Below are 18,509 nucleotides of genomic sequence, written 5' to 3'. Positions count from 1 at the left end.
CCCAGCACCCGCCCCTGTGCCGTCGTCGCAGGCGCCCGCCCCGGTGGTGCCGGTCGCTCCGCCCGCGAGCCCAGCCCCTGCAGCACCAATTGTGCTGCCACCGGTGCCGGCGGTTCAGGTGCCCGCGCCGGAAGTTCCGGCTGTTCCGCCGGCGGAGGTTGGACCGGCCGTTGAGGAACCCACTCCAACGCCCACGACAACTCCTTCGGCTCGCGCCTCGGCCGTGGCAGTGACTGCAGCACCCACCAAGACCAACGCTCCTGAACCGGACCAGGCCGACCCCGTCATTCAGTCATCCCCGGTCATCCAGGCGGCGGTGACGGCCGCAACAGGCAGCCCACTCGGAGTCCAAGTGCTGACCGTCCTGATTTTGTTGGCGGCCGGAGCGGTGTACTTCCGCGCCATGGGCTCCAAAGGTCGCGTGATCTCCAAAGGCGGTAAGTAGCGTGGCCCGGGGAGCCGGCTCAAATGCTTTGAAGACTCTTATTCCAACGAACCGGCCCATACGAGTAAGCCTGCTGGTGCACTCTTACTGGCCCGAGAGCAGCCCGCCCCAGCGCCGTTGGACGGCGCTGCTGAAGGAATTCTGTACCACCGGTTGGGACATCGACGTGGTTACGCCCGTTGCGCACGCCCCGGCTGGCCGGCGCGAGCTCGCCCCCGAGGTGGCGGGCCGCGCTTTCAGGCGGCAACAAGGACAGTTCACCGAGCTGATCCGCCGGGTCCCGTACCTGCCGCACGGTAATTCACAGCTGGCACGTTTCATCGATCACTGCTTCTCGGCCGCCATGTCAGTGCCGATCGGGCTCTCTACCCCCCGGCCTGACGTCGTGATCGCCACCGCGCCGAGCCTGCCGATCCTGGCCGCCGGGTACTTGCTGGCTCGTATCCGGCGCGTCCCGCTGATCGTCGAAATGCGTGACGCCTGGCCGGACCTTGCCCGTGACTCGCGCATGGTGAAGGGACGCGTCAAGAGCGTTGTAGAACTTGCGGTCGATTTCATCCAGCATCGCGCGGACCTTGTAGTCACCGTTACCGAGGGATTTGCCCAAACGTTGCGTTCGCGCGGAATCAAGAACGTTGCAACAGTCAGCAACGGCCTGCACGTGGACACGATTCCGGTCCTGGGGCCGCCGGAACCGGAACGAGACACCTTCGAGGCGCTTTACCTCGGCAACCACGGTGCCAGCCAGCACCTGGAAGTCATTATCCGCGCCAGTGCACTGGTAGGGGACGCCATGCACCTGCATCTGGTGGGTGATGGAACACGGAAACCGGCGCTCCAAAAGCTGGCGCGCGAGCTCAACGCCCCGGTGACCTTCCACCCGTCCCTGCATGGTTCGGCTGTCTTGGACCGCTACGCGTCGGCTGACACCTGCATCGTTTCGCTCCGGGATGACTGGAAGTCGTTCGAGACGACCGTGCCTTCGAAGACTTACGAGGTCCTGTCCCTCGGCCGTCACGTGACCGCCATCGTCATTGGCGAAGCCGCCCGAATCGTTGAAGATGCCGAGGCGGGCGACATTGTGGCCAGTGGCCCCGAAGCTGTGGCTGGCCTTTGGCGCGAACTGGCAGCGGACCGCTCGCGGCTTGTGCGGGACGAGACCAGCCGGCAGTGGGTGAAGGAGCATGCAGACTACGCGCTGTTGGCGGGCAGGTACATGGACCTTATCGCAGGGCTTGTAAGAAAGACACCAGCGGTCTCTCGCCGGTAACTGGAGTGGTCCGACGCGCCCGGCTTCCTGAGCGCTCCTGTCCGCGGGGCCCATCTAGGGCCCAGCTTCTGGTAAACAGTGCGCCACTTGTACTCTTGCATGCGCTGCGCCATCCTGTTAGGTAAGTCCACGGTCTCAGCCCAGCAAGCCAAGGATCGGACATGACAGCTAGGGAAGTGGCTCGGCTGAGAAGCTCCCAGAAGGCGGCCACGCGGTTGCAGCTGCTGCTTGCCACCCTCATCGCACTACCGCTCAGCTCTCTGGGGCCGCCATCGACCCTCGCGGCCGAGACTACTTTATATCCCGTCGGCGGGTTTTTCATGAGGGCAAGCGCCAGTAATTCTGCTAATGTCCAGAAATTGCGGGCCATCAAGGGGGTCGGGGGGGACACCGTCATCACCCTGCTTGCGGCTGACGCCAGCCAGCCTCGCTGCTGTCCCGGCCGACTGCCGGATCTCCGGGGCTGACTGCGTGCGCGGGCGCTGAGGGGCGCCCCGCTAAACCGGGTTTATATTTACTCGGACTCCAGCCCGTGGGGCGTTGCCGCGGTGCGATGCCCGCGAGATAGGACCTGCGGAATAACAACAACCTGTTCACAGTCTTCGGTCTGCCGACTACAGGGTCCGGGTGCTCCGCCCCGAACAACCGCTACGACGTCGTCGTGGTCTCTCCACAGAGATGCCCCTCAGCGACGCCGCCATCTTTGGATCGGTCCTGTCTGTCTACCGGGTACAGAACCAGTCCATCCGGCGGTTTATGCCAACCCGCGGCGCCATCGTCAGCCCTGATATCCACGCTCGTACTGCCCGGCCGGGACATGTTACGCCCGCCCAGGCCCGCGTGGCGGCTAGAAGCATTGCCCTCACCGCAAGTGGGGTCCGTCTCAGGATCGCCGTTCAGGACGGGATGGGGACGGGCAAGGGCGGAGCGTATATCGGAAGTGAGGTAAATGCGCCGGTTGACCAGTACGCGGCGGCAATCGTTGGTCCTGGCACCTGGGGCACGAAATATCTGGCTCCCAATAGGGATTATTTCCTCGCTGCCGCCGCCGGTGTAGCGGGAACCGGAGCCACTCTGTGGGCAAACATAGAGGGCATGGCGCCGGCCAATGGAACGAACCCGTGTGATGTAAACCCGCGCGGCCAAACCACTAGGGCCGCATCGACCGGCAATTCCAGCAAATGGCAAACGCTCCGAAGAAGGTCATTTCCTTCATGTGGGATACGTACTACACCTCCACAGGTAGGTGGACGCCCCTGGCGCGGCGGCTACAGGCCGGGAGGACGACGCCCATCATTACGGACAGCGCTCTGAAACCGGCGTCAGGCGCACTGCTGATAACGGGGTTCAACCTGAGGGGTGCGACCATCAACCTGCGCTGGACGGCCACCAACGGCCAGGTGCAGTCCAAAACCGTGGTCGGAACAGGGTACAACCCGCAACTCGGCCAGCAGCGGGGCGGAAACCCGCTACTCCAAGGAATCGACGCGAACGTGGGCAGCATCAGCATCGCCCGGGGAAGCTACTACATGGTGAAAGTTACCAACATTTGGGGAGCTTCCAATCCTCTCTATTTCAGTCGTGGCTAGCCAACGGTTACTCGGTAAGTCTTCGAGCAGGCCCAGGAGGTAGGCGCCATAGCCGCTCTTGACCAGCGGCGCAGCGCGCTCGTAGAGTTCGCCATCGGTAAGGAATCCCAAGCGCCAGGCGATTTCTTCCGGAGCGCCGATCTTGAGGCCCTGTCGGTGCTCCACCGTGCGGATGAAGTTCGAAGCGTCGTTCAGCGAATCGAACGTGCCGGTATCAAGCCAGGCAGTGCCGCGAGGCAGGATCTCCACGTGGAGTTCGCCCCGGTCCAGGTAGACGCGGTTAACGTCTGTGATTTCGAGCTCACCGCGGGGAGACGGCTTGAGGTTCTTGGCTATCTCTATGACGTTGTTGTCGTAAAAGTACAAGCCGGGAACTGCGTAGTTGCTGCGGGGTTGGAGCGGCTTTTCCTCAAGCGAGATGGCCTTGCCGTTCTCGTCGAACTCGACGACGCCGTATGCACCCGGATCTGAGACCCAGTAGCCGAACACCGCGCCGCCTTCGATGTTCTCGAAGCGACGGAGCTGGGTGCCCATGCCCTGTCCGTAGAAAATGTTGTCCCCGAGGACCAGCGCCACCGGCTCGTTGCCGATATGCTCCTCGCCCAGGATGAAGGCTTGGGCCAGCCCGTCGGGACTGGGCTGCTGTTTGTAGGTGATGTTCACCCCGAACTTGCTGCCGTCGCCAAGCAGACGCTGGAACTGGTCGGCGTCGTGCGGGGTGGTGATGATGAGGATGTCGCGGATGCCGGCCAGGATCAGCGTGGAGAGCGGGTAGTAAATCATCGGCTTGTCATAGACCGGCACCAGCTGCTTGCTTGAGCCAAGAGTGATTGGGTGCAGTCGGGAGCCGGTACCGCCGGCCAGGATTATTCCACGCATGGGCTTTATCATTGCCTGCAATTTGTCCGCCAGCAAACCGGCTCTTCCCGCGCGTTAGGCTGTACGGATGCAGAAACTCCTTGTCACCGGCGGCGCCGGCTTCATCGGCTCGAACTTTGTCCATTACGTCATGAAAAACACCGACGACCATGTCACGGTCCTGGACAAGCTCAGCTACGCCGGCAACCTGGAATCCCTCAAAGGCCTGCCGGAGGAGCGCTTCCGGTTCGTGCAGGGCGACATTTGCGACGCCGCCGTGGTGGACGCCCTGGTCGCGGACGCCGACGTCGTGGTTCATTACGCCGCCGAATCGCACAATGACAACTCGCTGCACGACCCGCGCCCGTTCCTGGACACGAACATCGTCGGCACATACACCCTGATCGAAGCCGCGCGCAAGCACAACAAGCGTTTCCACCACATCTCCACCGATGAGGTCTACGGCGACCTGGAACTCGACGACCCCGAGCGGTTCACCGAGGACACCCCGTACAACCCCTCCAGCCCGTATTCCTCCACAAAGGCCGGCTCAGACCTGCTGGTCCGGGCCTGGGTGCGGTCCTTCGGCCTGCAGGCGACCATCAGCAACTGCTCGAACAACTACGGCCCGTACCAGCACGTGGAGAAGTTCATCCCGCGCCAGATCACCAACGTGATCGACGGCATCCGCCCCAAGCTGTACGGCAAGGGCGAAAACGTCCGCGACTGGATCCACGCCAATGACCACTCGTCCGCCGTCCTGGCGATCATTGCCAAGGGCCGGATTGGCGAGACCTACCTGATTGGCGCCGACGGCGAGAAGAATAACAAGGACGTCGTCGAGCTGATCCTCAAGCACATGGGGGAGACCCCGGACGCCTACGACCACGTGGTGGACCGGCCCGGCCACGACCTGCGGTACGCGATCGACTCCGCCAAGCTGCGCGACGAACTCGGCTGGGAACCACAGTTCTCCAACTTCGAGGCAGGCATCGAAGACACCATCGCCTGGTACCGGGACAACGAGGACTGGTGGCGTCCGCAGAAAGCCGCCACCGAAGCCAAATACAAGGAACAGGGCCAGTAGGACATGTCGATCGAGTTCTCGAAAAAGCTCACCGCCCACGAAACCCCGATTCCCGGCGTCGTCCTCTACGACCTTCCCGTCCACGGTGACAACCGGGGCTGGTTCAAAGAGAACTGGCAGAGGGAAAAGATGCTGGCGCTGGGCCTGCCGGACTTCCGCCCCGTGCAGAACAACATCTCGTTCAACGAGTCCGCCGGCACCACCCGCGGTATCCACGCCGAACCATGGGACAAGTTCGTTTCAGTAGCCACCGGCCGGATTTTCGGCGCTTGGGTGGACCTGCGCGAGGGACCGTCCTTCGGCGCCGTCTTCACCGCCGAGTTGGATCCCAGCCAGGCCATTTTCATTCCGCGCGGAGTGGGAAACGCCTTCCAGACACTGGAAGACAACACCGCCTATACCTACCTGGTCAACGACCACTGGTCCGCCGACGCGCAGGGCCAGTACACGTTCCTGAACCTTGCCGACGAGACCGCGGCCATCAGCTGGCCGGTCCCGCTGGAGCAGGCCGAGCTCTCGGACAAGGACAAGGCGCACCCGCGGCTGGCTGACGTCACGCCGATGCCGCCGAAGAAGGTCCTGGTCCTTGGCGCCGACGGCCAGCTTGGCAAGGCTCTGCGCAGTGCGTACGACGGCGACGCGTCCGTGGAATTCGCTGGCCGCGCCGAGTTTGATCTCGGCAGCGAGGACTCGTTCAGCGTGCGCAACTGGAAGAACTACTCCGCCGTCATCAACGCCGCAGCCTACACCGCGGTGGACGCCGCCGAGTCGGCGGAAGGCCGCGCCGCCGCCTGGGCGATCAACGTCACCGCCGTCGCCCGGCTGGCCCGGACCGCTGTTGAGCACGACCTCACGCTGGTCCATGTGTCCTCCGACTACGTGTTCGACGGTACCTGCGCCTCCCATGAGGAGTCAGAGCTTGTCTCGCCGCTGGGTGTTTACGGCCAGACCAAAGCCGCGGGCGACGCCGTCGTCAGCGTGGTGCCCCGGCACTACATTGTGCGCACTAGTTGGGTCATTGGCGACGGCAACAACTTTGTCCGCACCATGGCCTCCCTCGCGGCCCGCGGCATCGAACCCTCGGTGGTCAACGACCAGATTGGGCGACTGAGCTTCACCCAGGACATCGCCGCGGGGATCCGGCACCTGCTCGAGACGGGCTCGCCCTACGGCACCTATAACCTCAGCAACTCAGGGGAACCGCAGTCCTGGGCGGACATCGCCGCCGACGTGTACGAACTGGTCGGCAAACCGCGGGACGCCGTCACCGGCGTTTCCACCGAAGAGTACTTCCGCGGGAAAACTGTCTCGCCGCGGCCGGAGAACAGCGTGCTGGACCTGAGCCGGATCACGGCCGCGGGCTTCGAGCCGGCACCGGCCCACGAGAGGCTCCGCGAGTACAGCAAGGGGCTGTAAGCTCGGCGCCAGGCGAGGCCTAGCCTCGGCCGGCGATCGGCCCGAATCCCCGTCTCAGCCGTTGCCGGACGGGCATTCGGGCCGCAGTGACACATCGATCAGGCCGCCGGTTTCGATGACAAAGCGCCGCAGCCACTGTGCCGGTGAGAAGTCCGGGTGCGAGGGCACCATCTGGACGTCCGCCGTCGTGCACTGCTCCATCAGCCGCCCGGCACGGGTGACGTGATAGCTGGAGGTGACGACCGTAATGGACTTCCACCCGTTGAGCTTGACGAGTTTGCCGATCGCTTCCGCTTCGCCGCGGGTGTCGTATTCACCGGGCTGGAAACAGACCAGGCTCGAATTGGGGAACTGTGCGGTGTTGCATTTTTCGTCCGCCACCTTGTTCCCGGGTGTGTCCGTGTGGGAGAGCACCAGGACCGGGGCGCCGAGTTCCTGCTGGACCCGCTGTGCCACCGGCAGGCGTTCGGAGCTGGCCCCGCCCAGCATGATGACGGCGTCCGTGCGGTGCACGCTCAAAGGGTCCACGTTGACGAACAGTTGGATGGCGATGATCAGCCAAAGCACCGCCGCCCCGGCGGTGAACGCCAGACCCTGGGCCCACGCGCGTGGTAGGGCGGGCAGCAGTCGGGGCATGCCTAAGAGTTTCGCACGTGCCCTGCCAACCACGAAATGCGGCGCCGACCTGCCCTTATGCGCACCGCCGTGGCCGGCCGCGGCGGCCGCCCGGCCCCCGTTGTCGCACCCGCGCGATAGCGTAGGGCTGTGCCTGCACCCCTGACCCCTGAACCCCACAGCCCCGAACCGATGACCCCCGGCCCCCTGACCGTGGCCGGACTCTCCGAGTCGGAACTCCTTGCCCGGATCTTCCCCCGGCTGCACGGCGGGAGCAACCGGTCTCTGCTGCTGGGCCCCGGCGACGACGCCGCGATCGTGGCCGCACCGGACGGACGCACCGTGGTAAGCATCGATACGCAGGTGGCGGACCAGGACTTCCGGCTTCAGTGGAACAACGGCTACCGCACCTCCGGCTACGACGTCGGCTGGAAGGCCGCCGCCCAGAACCTCAGCGACATCAACGCCATGGGCGCCCGCGCCACCTCCATGGTCGTCAGCCTGACCATGCCCCCGGAAACCCTCGTGTCCTGGGTGGAGGACTTCGCCGACGGGATGAGCGCCGGGATCCGCGGGCTCGGCGCGGACGACTGCGCCGTCGCCGGCGGGGACCTCGGCCGCGGGCGCGAACTCGCCGTCAGCGTCGCCATCCTCGGCACCCTTGACGGGCAGGCCCCGGTGCTGCGCTCCGGCGCCCGGCCGGGGGACACCCTGGCGCTCGCCGGCACCGTCGGACGCGCCGCCGCCGGCCTGGCCCTGCTGGAATCCAGCAACCCCGTCCACACCCTCACCGCCGAACAGCGCTCGCTGATGGACACGCAGTGCCGCCCCCTGCCCCCGCTTGATGCCGGTCCGCTGGCCCGGGACGGCGGTGCCACGGCCCTGATGGACATCTCCGATGGCCTGGTCCGGGACGGCGCGCGGATGGCCGCGGCCAGCCACGCCGTGCTGGACCTGGACCCGGCCGCGCTCAAGGAACTCGCCGCGCCGCTGCAGCCGGCCGCGGCCCTGCTGGGCGCGGACCCGTTTGACTGGGTGCTGGGCGGCGGCGAGGACCACAGCCTGCTCGCCACCTTCCCGCCGGGCGTTCAGCTGCCGCACGGGTTCACTGCGATAGGCTCGGTAGAGGCCTCTGCACCAACAAACAGCACAGGCGTCACCATAGCGGGCAGGCCCGCTGACACTGTGGGATGGGATCACTTTGCAGACTAAGATTGCCGCCAACGCGCAAGCGATGAAGCGGTGGTTGGGCAAGGCGGAAACAACGCTCGGGAACCACAGCGACCGCCTGAACGCCATCAACATCTTTCCCGTGGCCGACGGCGACACCGGGACCAACCTCTACCTCACCGTGCGCGCCGCCGCCCGGGCGCTCCAGGACGTCGCCACCGACACCGCCGCCCTGCCGCAGCTGGCCGACACGCAACTGCACGTGGTGGGCCCGCCGGACCCGGCGCAGAACGACGTCGGAGCGGTCCTGGCCCGGGCCGGCCAGGCCGCGATCGAACAGGCGCGGGGCAACTCGGGCACGCTTTTCGCCGTGTTCCTCTGCGCGGCCGCAGAACCATTAGCCGGGCACCCCCGGCTCAGCTCACCCCTGCTCGCGGCCGCCCTCAACCGCGCCCAGATCCGGGCCTGGTCCGCGCTGAGCGACCCCGTCCCCGGCACCATGCTCTCCGTCATGGAAGCGGCAGCCCGCGCCGCCGCCGCCGTCGACGCCGAGCACGACGGCGACGACAGCAACCACACCCTGGGCCTTGCGCTCGACGCCGCGGTGGAAGCGGCACTGGCCGCCGTGGTGCACACCGAGGACCAGCTCGAAGCCCTGCACACCGCCCACGTGGTGGACGCCGGGGGCGTCGGGATGCTCCTGATTTTGGACTGCCTGCGCTCGGCCGTGCTGGGCGAGGAACTCCAGGACCAGCTGCTGGACGGCCTGCACGGCTACGACGTCCAGGACCCGCACATCCACGCGGACATGCCCCGCGACGACGGGGTGGAGGTCATGTGCACCATCACGCTCTCGCCGCTGGACGCGGCCACCATGCGGCAGCGGCTCGATGAGATGGGCGAGTCCGTCATCATGAGCCAGGTGGGCGGCGACGCCGACGCCGACGGCGCCTACCGGTGGCGGGTGCACGTCCACGTGCCCGACCCCGCCCCCGCCGTCGAGCTGATCCGCTCGCTCGGCGAACCCTCCGACATCAGCGTCAGCGACCTTGCCCTCCCGCGGAACCCCGATTCTCTTCCCGTGGAAGCAGTTCCCGGCGCGCAGCCCCGCAGCACGGACCCCGACGGACATGAACGCTGAACTGGAACTGGGCCTGGACCGCCGGATCGGCAAGCGCTCCGCGGCCGTCATTGAGAAGCACCTGGGTATCACCACCGTCGGCGGGCTGCTGAACTACTTCCCGCGCCGCTACCTGAACCGCGGCGAGCTGACCCCCATCAGCGAAGTCCCGCTGGACGAGGAAGTCACCCTGATCGCGCGGGTGCTCTCCAGCAGCACCCGGTCCATGCGCGCCCGCAAGGGGACGCTGACCGACGTCGTGATCACCGACGGCGCCGGCACCCTCAAGGTCAGCTTCTTCAACGCCTACCGCGCCAAGGCCGAACTGCTGCCGGGCCGGCGCGCCCTGTTCTCCGGGAAGGTGACCCGCTACGGCGGCTCGCTGGGCCTGACCAACCCCCAGTACCAGCTGCTCGACGAAGACCCGGACATCCCCGGCATGGACCCGGAGCAGCTCGCGGCCATGCCCGTCCCGGTGTACCCGGCCACCGCGAAGCTGACCAGCTGGTCCATCCAGAAGGTGGTCGCCACCCTGCTGGAGACCGCCGAGCTGGACGGCCTGGACGACCCGCTGCCCGCCGGGATCGCCGCCCGGGAAAAGTTCCTCCCCGTCGCGGACGCCTACCGGCTGATCCACGTCCCGCACACCCAGCCTGACTGGCAGCGGGCCCGGGACCGCTTCCGCTACCAGGAAGCCCTGGTGCTGCAATCGGCCCTGGCCCGGCGCCGCGCCCAGCTGGCGGCCGAGGAGGCCACGGCACGCCGTCCGGTGCCCAACGCGCTGCTGGCGGCGTTCGACCGGCAGCTGCCCTTCACGCTGACCGCCGGCCAGGCCGCCGTCGGGAAAACCCTCGCCGAGGAACTGGCGCTGGACTCGCCGATGAACCGGCTGCTGCAGGGCGAGGTGGGCTCGGGCAAGACGATCGTGGCCCTGCGCGCCATGCTGCAGGTGGTCGACGCCGGGGGACAGGCGGCGCTGCTGGCCCCCACCGAGGTACTCGCCGCGCAGCACTTCGACTCCATCCGCCGCACCCTGGGACCGCTCTCCCGCGACGGGCTGCTCGGCGGCCTCGGCCCGGATTCGGTCCAGGTCACGCTGCTGACCGGCTCCATGCCCACCGCCGCCCGGAAACAGGCCATGCTGGACGCCGCCTCCGGAACCGCCGGAATCGTGATCGGCACCCACGCCCTGCTCAGCGAGAACGTCTCCTTCTACGACCTCGGCCTGATCGTGGTGGACGAACAGCACCGCTTCGGCGTCGAGCAGCGCGACGCGCTCCGGGCCAAAGCCAGCAAGCCGCCGCACCTGCTGGTCATGACCGCCACCCCCATCCCGCGGACCGTGGCCATGACCGTGTTCGGCGACCTGGAAACCTCCGTGCTGGACGAACTGCCGGCCGGCCGCGCCCCGATCTCCACCCACGTGGTGGGCCTCGCCGAACACCCGGCCTGGGCCACCCGGATCTGGTCCCGCTCGCGCGAGGAGATCGACGCCGGCCACCAGGTCTACGTCGTCTGCCCCAAAATCGGCACCGACGACGACGGCGACTTCAGCCCCGGGGAAGCCGAGCCCACCGACGCCGACCTTGCCGAGACCGCCCCCCGGGAGCTCGCCTCGGTCACCGGCGTCGTCGAACTCCTGCGCGACGAACCGGCGCTCGCCGGCGTCCCGGTGGCGCCGCTGCACGGCCGGCAGGATCCGGCCCTGAAGTCCGAGACCATGGCCTCCTTCACTGCGAACCAGACCAAACTGCTGGTGTCCACCACCGTGATCGAGGTCGGCGTGGACGTGCACAACGCCACGCTGATGGTCATCCTGGACGCGGACCGTTTCGGCATCTCCCAGCTGCACCAGCTCCGCGGCCGGGTGGGCCGCGGCGGCCTGCCGGGCACCTGCCTGCTGGTCACCACCCTGGAGCCGGGGCATCCCAGCCGGCGCCGGCTGGACGCGGTGGCGGCCACCACGGACGGTTTCGAGCTCAGCCAGGAGGACCTCAAGCTGCGCCGCGAAGGCGACATCCTGGGCGCCTCCCAGTCCGGCGGCCGCTCGACCCTGAAACTGCTGCGGGTCCTGGAACACGAAGGCATCATCGCCCGCGCCCGGCAGGACGCCCAGGCGATCGTCGGCGCCGACCCGGACCTGGCCCGCCACGCCGGCCTGGCCGCGGCGATCGACGACTACCTCAACCCCGAGAAGGAGGCGTTCCTTGAACGCGGCTAGCCCACACAGCGCAGCGAGCAGCACCACGGCGGCCACGGCCGGACGGGAGCGGCAGCGATGAGCCGGATCATCGCCGGCGCCGCCGGCGGCACACCCCTGGTCAGCGTGCCCGGATCCCTGACCCGGCCCACCACGGACCGGGTCAAGGAGGCACTGTTCTCCCGGCTGGACGCTTTCGAGGTCATCGCCGACGCCCGGGTGCTGGACCTCTACGCAGGCTCCGGATCGCTCGGGGTGGAAAGCGCCAGCCGCGGCGCCCTCACCGTGGACCTCGTGGAATCCGACGGCAAGGCCAGCGAGGTCTGCCAGCGCAACGCGGACCTGGTCAATACCGTGGCCCGGAGCAAGGTGGTCTCCGTGCACCGCTCCAAGGTCGAGCCGTACCTGGACCGGACCGCCGAGACGACCCGCTGGGACCTCGTGTTCCTGGACCCGCCCTACCCGCTGGACGAGGCGGCGCTGGCCGCGGTGCTGGCCAAGCTGCGCCCGCACCTGGCCGAGGGCGCCGTCGTCGTGGTGGAACGCTCCGCCCGCACCCCGGAACCCACCTGGCCGGAGGGCCTGGAACGGTTCGCGGAGAAGAAGTACGGCGAGACCCGGCTCTGGTTCGCCGAACCCGGCGTGGAGGCCGGGGACGACGCTGACAGCGCCGGCGCGGCGGGGGACTAGACCCCCACGCCACGGACCCCGGACCGATTTGAGAGAGGATCATCGTGTTCTTGACCATTGTCGTGATCGTAGTTGTCTCCGCCGCACTGGTGGCCGGTGCCGCTTGGGGCGTGTACGGCAAATTACCGAAGGCGCTTGAAGGCTTTATCGTGGCCCTCGCCGGAGGCGCCCTCATCGTGTCCGCGGTGCTCGAACTCATTGAGCCCGCCACCGACGTCGCGCCGATGTGGGCGGTCGCCGGGTGTGTCCTGGTCGGCGCCGGCGCGTTCGCTGGACTCGACAAAATCGTGAAAACCAAGCTGGGGTCCGACAGCGGCGGCGGTCTCCTGGCGGCCATCACCCTCGACGGGATCCCCGAAAACCTGGCCCTCGGCGTAGCGCTGATCGGCGCCAATCCGCTGCAGGTCGCTTCACTCTCCGGGTCGATCTTCCTCTCGAATCTCCCCGAAGCCGCCGGTGGCGCCCGGCAAATGGCTAAGAACCACTCCAAGCCCAAGGTTCTGGGGCTCTGGATCGCCACCGCAGCGCTGCTCTCCGCTGCAGCCCTGGCCGGCAACCTCCTCCTGGCGGGAGTCCCGGATCCGGCCCTTGGATTGATTCGGTGCGTAGCCGGCGGCGCGGTCACCGCCTCGCTCGCCACCGAGGTCTTCCCGAAGGCCTTCAAAGAGGATAAGTACATGGCTGGAATCGCCACTGCATTGGGACTGGTCCTCGCGATCGGCCTTGACCAGTTGGGCTGACCGCTATTCAGCCATGGGCTTCCGGGCCGGGAGCGCCGAGGACTCCGTCGAGCGCCGAGCCGTTCCCGAGGTTGTTCTTCGGAATCACGCTGATGGTCCCGTTGGTTTCGAGGACCACCGCTGCAATACCCGAGAGGTCGCCGGACCGCTGCCGCGCACCGCCTGCAGCACCTCGGACTCGCTCAGTCGGTTCCTGCGCAGCTGGCTGTACTGTATTTCCCCGGAGACAACCAGCGCCACCGGCGTGGACTTCACAGCGGACCGCACCCAGGACAGATGCGCGGACGCCAACGCGACGACGAATTGAAGTCCCGCCAGCAGTACCAGCGCACTGAGCCCCTCGAAGAAGGCCACATCGGAACTGAGCAGGATGGTGGCAAGCGTGGAGCCCAGGGCAACGGTGACAATAAAATCGAAGGCGTTCAGCTGCCCCAGTGTCCTCTTGCCCGAGACCCGCAGCACAAGCACCAGGGCGGCGTAGGACACGGAACCCACAATGAGGACGCGGAGGATGTCCGCCCACGAATCAAACCACATGCCGTTTATGCTCCTTCGCTCAAGGGCGCCAACGTCCGCCAAGGAAGCCGCCCGCGCCTGGGGCCGTACCGACACTGTAGTCCCGCCGGTACGAGTCCGGGCACACGGCAAGGGACGACGGCGGATCCTCCCGCCGTCGTCCCCTCCTTACTGCCCGGGAGCCGCTATTTCAGGATGGTGCCCGACACGTCCGGCGTCGAGGGCACAATGCCGTATTTGGCCATCAGCTCGCCGAGCTTGCCCAAGACGGGTTCGTTCACCGTGCCGTCGAAGTGCTCCAGCCGCAGCTTCGAGGCCACCGCCTCCGGCATCTTCATAAACTCAGGCAGCAGCGCCCGAACCTTGTCCGGGTTGCTCTGCGCCATGGCCAGGGTCTCCGTCATGGCGGCCTTGAAGTCGGCAACCACCTGCGGGTTCTGCTGGGCGTAGCTGCCGCTGGTGAAGGTCACCAGCGTGGGCAGGCCCGGCAGCGCCTCCTGGTTGTTGTACGTCACCAGCTTGTTGCCTTCGCCCAGGAGCTTGGAGAGGAATGGCTCGGGGACCCAGACAGCGTCGACGTTACCCTGGGCCAGCTGTGCCCCCATGTCCTGAAACGGCAGTTCGAGGAACTTGACCGCGTTCGGGTCGCCGCCCTGCTTGGACACGACCTCCTTGATGGTCAGGTCTCCCTGCGCGTTGATGGTGTTGACCGCCACCTTCTTGCCGGCAAGGTCCTTGGCCGAGGCAATGCCGGAGTTGGCCTTGGCGACGACGCCATTGATGTCCTTGCCGGTGGCCAGGGAGTTCGAATAGCCGGAGACGATGCGCATGTCCAGGCCCTTGTTCTTGGCCAGGAGCACGGACAGCGGGTTCCCCACGGCGAAGTTCATCGTTCCGGTGGAGACGGCGGGAAGCATCGCCGCCCCGCCCTGGCCGCTTTGCAGCTCGACGTTCAGCTTGTGCTTGGCAAAGACGCCCTCGTCAATGCCCAGCTTCATGGCAGCGGACGGGGCAATCGAGATCACACCGACGCTGATGTTGCGCATGCCGTCGCCTCCGGCGGCCGGGGCGGACGACGTGGATCCGGACGGCGACCCGCCGCCGCAGCCGGTGAGCAGCAGCGCCGCGGCCACTCCAACGGCGGCAAATGTGAGTCTCTTCATAACAGTCCACTTCCTTGGGGTGAGTTATCAGACGATCAGGGCACCTTGCCGGGCAAACATCTTGACGGGCAGCCCCGAAGGTATGTAAATGACAACCCATATAATTGAGATTGTCAATGATAATTTTTTCAACTATCCACCACGGGCCGGTGGCCAGCGGTATCGTTGAGGCTGTCAAGCGCTCTGAGGAGCCAACCGGAAGCTGCGAGGACCTGTGGCCGAATCAACCCAGTACGTAGGGAACCCCGGGGAAAGCGTCGCCATTGCGGCCGTCCCGGACCGCCTTCTCGCAGGCGGGCTGGCGGACGAGATTGAATTCCTGGCGGCGCGGGCCCGGTCGCTGGGCAGCGCCCACGCGAATGCCATGCTGGCCCCACTCGATCTGAAGGTGCGCTCCTACTCGGTCCTGGCAGTGGTTTGCGGCGGCTCGGAGCCCTCGCAGCGCGAGCTCGCAGACTTCCTGCGCCTGGATCCCAGCCAGATTGTCGCCTTGGTTGACGCGCTGGAACAGCGTGGGCTGGTCTCCCGTGCGGCCGATTCCCGCGACCGCCGCTCCAAGGTCATCCGCCCGACGGCGGCCGGGACGGAGCTGTATCACCAGGCCGCGGCAGCTGTCCGGAGAGCCGAGAATACCTCCTTGGCCGCGCTCGACGGCCCCGAACGGGATCAGCTCCGCGTCCTGCTGCGCAAGATCGCCTTCGGCTGAGGCCGGTGCGGGCCTGCGCCTAGGCCGAGAGCATGTCCAGCTCGACACCGGAGAGCACCTTCGCCGGGTGCGGGCCGCGGGCCGTCAGTGCCGCCGTCCAAGCCTCGGGCCACGGACCCTGCGTGCCGGCCAGGATAATGTTGCCGGGGTGCCGGCCGGCGAACATGCCGGTCTCGGCGAACGCGGCCACATCGGCCATCGCCCGGCGCAGCGCGGCCACCTGGCTGCGCACCAGGGTCAGGCCCGGCTCGTCGCCGACGTTGATGACCAGGACACCGCGGGAGGTCAGCCGGGCCGCGGCCTCCCGGTAGAACTCGGTGCAGGCAAGATGCTCCGGCGCCGCCGGCCCGGAGAAAATGTCCAGGATCACGACGTCGAAACGCAGCTCCGCCGGCAGCGCGGCCAGCGACTCGCGGGCGTCGCCGATCACCGTGTGCAGCCGTGTCCCCTCCGGCATCGGCAGCTGCTGCAGCACGAAATCCAGCAGTTCCCGCTCCAGCTCCACGGCGTACTGCACGGAACCGGGCCGCGTGGCCTGAATGTAGCGCGCCAACGTCAGCGCACCGGCGCCCAGGTGCAGGGCGGTGATGGGTTCGCCCCACGGCGCCGCGAGGTCCACCACGTGGCCGATCCGGCGCAGGTATTCGTAGAAGATGTCATCGGGCTCGGCCAGGTTGACGTGGGACTGCTCGGCCCCGCCGATGCTCAGCACAAACCCGCCCTCGGTGAACTCATCGGGCTCGATCACGGCGTGCTGGCCGGTGGTCCGTAGGAAGCGGGTGGCCGACGGGGCGCCGTCCGTGCTCACAGGACGTACCGGAGGGTGGCGAGCCGTTCGGCGGCTTCCTCCAGGACGTGGGTCCGCTTGCAGAACGCGAAGCGGAGCAGGCTGCGGGTCCGCTCGGCGCCCTTCGGGTGGCAGAAGACCGGGACCGGGATGGCGGCGACGCCCACCAGTGCGGGCAGCCGGCGCGCCAGGTCCAGCGCGTCGGAAATGCCCAGCGGAGCGGTGTCCACGTTCACGAAGTAGGTGCCCTGCGGGGTGAAGACCTCCAGCCCCGCCGCGCGCAGCCCCTCGCTGAGGATGTCGCGCTTGAGCCGCAGCGTGTCGGCGATGCCGGCGTAGAACTCGTCGGGCAGGCCCAGCCCCACCGCAATGGCGCTCTGGAACGGGGTTCCGGAGCTGTAGCTGAGGAACTGCTTGACCGTCCTCGCCGCGGCCACGAGGTGTTCGGGGCCGCTGAGCCAGCCGACCTTCCACCCGGTAAAGGAAAAGGTCTTTCCGGCGGACGAAATGGTCAGGGTGCGCCCGGCCGCTCCGGGCAGCGTCGCGATCGGCAGATGCTCCACGCCGAAGGTGAGGTGCTCGTAGACCTCGTCGGTGATGATCACGGCGTCGTGCCTGGCAGCGAGTTCGACGACGCGTTCCAGGATCTCGCGCGGGAACACCGCCCCGGTGGGGTTGTGCGGGTTGTTTACCAGCACCACCTTGGTGCGGTCGCTGAACGCCGCCGCCAGTGCATCGAGGTCAGGCATGAAGTCGGGAGCCAACAGCGGCGCGGTGACGTGCCGGGCGCCGGAAAGCCCGATGATGGCGCCGTAGGAGTCGTAGAACGGCTCGAAGGTGAGGACCTCGTCGCCGGGTCCCACCAGGGCCAGCAGCGCAGCCGCGATGGCCTCCGTGGCGCCGGTGGTGACGATGATTTCGGTCTGCGGATCCGGGGTCAGGCCGTAAAACCGCTCCTGGTGGAGGGAAATGGCCTCCCGCAGCTCCAGGATGCCCTTTCCGGGGGCGTACTGGTTGGCGCCGGCAGCGATGGCGGCCTGGGCGGCGTCCTTGATCTCCGCCGGGCCGTCCTCATCCGGGAAGCCCTGGCCGAGGTTGATGGCGCCGGTGCTCAGCGCCAGCGTGGTCATCTCCTCGAAGATGGTGACGCCCAGGTCCCCGCCGGGGGATAGCAGGTTGGCCCCGGTGGCGGCGCGCTGCCAGGGGGCAAGCGGCTGCCCGCTCACCGGGTTTCCGCCTTGTCGGACCGCCCGGTGAACTTGTCCATGGTGGTGTAGATGCCGAAGATCTTCCCGCCCACGAAGTCCCAGGCCCGGACCGGCAGCAGCCCGCGCAGCACCTTGCCCAACTGCGCCGTCGCCGGGGCAATCAGTTGCGGCTGGCCGGCGGCCGTGGCGCGCCAGGCGCGGTTGACGGCGTCGTCCGGGGTCATCAGGGGAGTGAACAGCGGGCCCCGGGCGCCGGCGAACATGCCGGTGGAGATGTAGCTGGGGCAGAACGTCGTGACCTTGAGGTGGCCGTAGCCCTGCTGTTCGAGTTCCAGCCGCAGCGAGTCGCTCCAGCCGATGACCGCCCACTTGGAAGCGGCGTAGACGCTCATCCGCGGGTTGGAGACGGTGCCGGCGGCGGAAGCGATGTTCAGGATCCGGCGGGGCCGGCCGCCGTCGGCCATCATGGCCGGCAGGAAGGCATGGGTGACGTACATCGGGGCGAGGGCGTTGATGTCCATGGTCAGTGCGATGTCCCGCGCCGGATCGTGGTCCCAGAACAGGGCGCCGCGCACGATCCCGGCGTTGTTGACCAGCAGGGTCAGCGGGCCCTCGGACGCCGCCTCCTGCGCTGCCTCCGCGATCGCCTCCCGGCTGGCCAGGTCCACGCGGCGGACGACGGCGCGCGCTCCGAGCGCGGTGACCTCGCCGGCCGTCCGGGCCAGGCCGTCGGCGTCGACGTCCCAGAGGATAACGACGGCGGCGCCCTCGCGCGCGGCGCGCAGCGCGTACAGCCGGCCCATGCCCATGGCTGCGCCGGTCACAAGGACGGTGCCTCCGGAGACGGTGAACGGCGCGGGCGCGGAATTGTTAGATGCTGACATTCCGCCATGCTATCCCGGCGCGCAAGACCGATGGGGTAGGTTCGG

The 18,509-nt window shown here is 67.5% G+C and carries 17 protein-coding genes; 10 read left to right on the top strand and 7 right to left on the bottom strand.

Annotation, left to right across the window (positions count from 1 at the left end; all coding sequences use genetic code 11):
- Positions 1–229 precede the first annotated feature (229 nt).
- Positions 230–445 (top strand): hypothetical protein, encoded by a 216-nt coding sequence (locus tag ACUYM2_RS11190; protein ID WP_481600120.1) that lies wholly within the window; start codon positions 230–232, stop codon positions 443–445.
- 1 nt (position 446) lies between these two features.
- Positions 447–1,715 (top strand): glycosyltransferase family 4 protein, encoded by a 1,269-nt coding sequence (locus tag ACUYM2_RS11185; protein ID WP_481600119.1) that lies wholly within the window; start codon positions 447–449, stop codon positions 1,713–1,715.
- A gap of 1,469 nt (positions 1,716–3,184) precedes the next feature.
- Here ACUYM2_RS11185 and rfbA read toward each other — a convergent pair.
- Positions 3,185–4,183: a glucose-1-phosphate thymidylyltransferase RfbA gene (gene rfbA, locus ACUYM2_RS11180; RefSeq protein WP_481600118.1), complete on the bottom strand. Its 999-nt coding sequence runs from the start codon at positions 4,181–4,183 to the stop codon at positions 3,185–3,187.
- Positions 4,184–4,250: 67 nt separating this feature from the next.
- Here rfbA and rfbB point away from each other — a divergent pair, with 67 nt between their 5' ends.
- Entirely contained in the window at positions 4,251–5,249 is a 999-nt protein-coding gene (gene rfbB, locus ACUYM2_RS11175) for a dTDP-glucose 4,6-dehydratase (RefSeq protein WP_481600117.1), read from the top strand.
- 3 nt (positions 5,250–5,252) lie between these two features.
- Positions 5,253–6,665 carry a sugar nucleotide-binding protein gene (locus ACUYM2_RS11170; protein WP_481600116.1) on the top strand — a complete coding sequence of 471 codons (1,413 nt, stop codon included), beginning with the start codon at positions 5,253–5,255 and terminating at the stop codon, positions 6,663–6,665.
- A 54-nt stretch (positions 6,666–6,719) separates the two neighbouring features.
- Here the strand turns inward: ACUYM2_RS11170 and ACUYM2_RS11165 are convergent, their stop codons facing one another.
- A complete protein-coding gene (locus ACUYM2_RS11165; protein WP_481600115.1) occupies positions 6,720–7,301 on the bottom strand; it encodes a YdcF family protein in 582 nt (193 codons plus the stop codon).
- A 171-nt stretch (positions 7,302–7,472) separates the two neighbouring features.
- Here ACUYM2_RS11165 and ACUYM2_RS11160 point away from each other — a divergent pair, with 171 nt between their 5' ends.
- Genes ACUYM2_RS11160 through ACUYM2_RS11140 form a run of 5 tightly spaced genes read left to right on the top strand, consistent with a single transcriptional unit; the run spans position 7,473 to position 13,200 of the window.
- Positions 7,473–8,492, top strand: coding sequence for a thiamine-phosphate kinase (locus ACUYM2_RS11160; RefSeq protein WP_481601473.1), 1,020 nt, complete (start codon positions 7,473–7,475; stop codon positions 8,490–8,492).
- Positions 8,493–8,514: 22 nt separating this feature from the next.
- The gene (locus ACUYM2_RS11155) at positions 8,515–9,591 is read left to right on the top strand and encodes a DAK2 domain-containing protein (protein WP_481601472.1); all 1,077 of its coding nucleotides are present in this window, start codon (positions 8,515–8,517) and stop codon (positions 9,589–9,591) included.
- Complete coding sequence (locus tag ACUYM2_RS11150) at positions 9,581–11,791, top strand: ATP-dependent DNA helicase RecG (RefSeq protein ID WP_481600114.1); 2,211 nt, start codon at positions 9,581–9,583, stop codon at positions 11,789–11,791. The genes ACUYM2_RS11155 and ACUYM2_RS11150 overlap by 11 nt, the downstream gene beginning before the upstream one ends.
- Before the next feature lie 57 nt (positions 11,792–11,848).
- Positions 11,849–12,460, top strand: a complete 612-nt coding sequence (rsmD, locus tag ACUYM2_RS11145; RefSeq protein ID WP_481600113.1) for a 16S rRNA (guanine(966)-N(2))-methyltransferase RsmD — start codon at positions 11,849–11,851, stop codon at positions 12,458–12,460.
- Between the two features lie 44 nt (positions 12,461–12,504).
- Positions 12,505–13,200 (top strand): ZIP family metal transporter, encoded by a 696-nt coding sequence (locus ACUYM2_RS11140; RefSeq protein ID WP_481600112.1) that lies wholly within the window; start codon positions 12,505–12,507, stop codon positions 13,198–13,200.
- An 84-nt stretch (positions 13,201–13,284) separates the two neighbouring features.
- Here the strand turns inward: ACUYM2_RS11140 and ACUYM2_RS11135 are convergent, their stop codons facing one another.
- Together ACUYM2_RS11135 and ACUYM2_RS11130 are read right to left on the bottom strand one after the other, a co-directional pair.
- Positions 13,285–13,737: a DUF421 domain-containing protein gene (locus ACUYM2_RS11135; protein WP_481600111.1), complete on the bottom strand. Its 453-nt coding sequence runs from the start codon at positions 13,735–13,737 to the stop codon at positions 13,285–13,287.
- Positions 13,738–13,901: 164 nt separating this feature from the next.
- Positions 13,902–14,879, bottom strand: coding sequence for an ABC transporter substrate-binding protein (locus ACUYM2_RS11130; RefSeq protein WP_481600110.1), 978 nt, complete (start codon positions 14,877–14,879; stop codon positions 13,902–13,904).
- Between the two features lie 214 nt (positions 14,880–15,093).
- On the opposite strand from ACUYM2_RS11130, the gene ACUYM2_RS11125 reads away from it, so the two are divergent.
- Positions 15,094–15,585, top strand: coding sequence for a MarR family winged helix-turn-helix transcriptional regulator (locus ACUYM2_RS11125; RefSeq protein WP_481600109.1), 492 nt, complete (start codon positions 15,094–15,096; stop codon positions 15,583–15,585).
- A gap of 19 nt (positions 15,586–15,604) precedes the next feature.
- Here the strand turns inward: ACUYM2_RS11125 and ACUYM2_RS11120 are convergent, their stop codons facing one another.
- From ACUYM2_RS11120 to ACUYM2_RS11110, 3 genes are read right to left on the bottom strand one after another with little or no spacing between them, the layout of a single operon-like run.
- The gene (locus ACUYM2_RS11120; protein WP_481600108.1) at positions 15,605–16,393 is read right to left on the bottom strand and encodes a spermidine synthase; all 789 of its coding nucleotides are present in this window, start codon (positions 16,391–16,393) and stop codon (positions 15,605–15,607) included.
- Positions 16,390–17,598 (bottom strand): aminotransferase class I/II-fold pyridoxal phosphate-dependent enzyme, encoded by a 1,209-nt coding sequence (locus ACUYM2_RS11115; RefSeq protein ID WP_481600107.1) that lies wholly within the window; start codon positions 17,596–17,598, stop codon positions 16,390–16,392. Before ACUYM2_RS11115 ends, ACUYM2_RS11120 begins: the two co-directional genes overlap by 4 nt.
- Positions 17,595–18,464 carry an SDR family NAD(P)-dependent oxidoreductase gene (locus tag ACUYM2_RS11110; protein WP_481600106.1) on the bottom strand — a complete coding sequence of 290 codons (870 nt, stop codon included), beginning with the start codon at positions 18,462–18,464 and terminating at the stop codon, positions 17,595–17,597. Before ACUYM2_RS11110 ends, ACUYM2_RS11115 begins: the two co-directional genes overlap by 4 nt.
- Positions 18,465–18,509 lie beyond the last annotated feature (45 nt).

This window comes from Arthrobacter sp. SD1074B (assembly GCF_056780195.1).
This window is presented reverse-complemented; position numbering and strand designations above follow the sequence as displayed.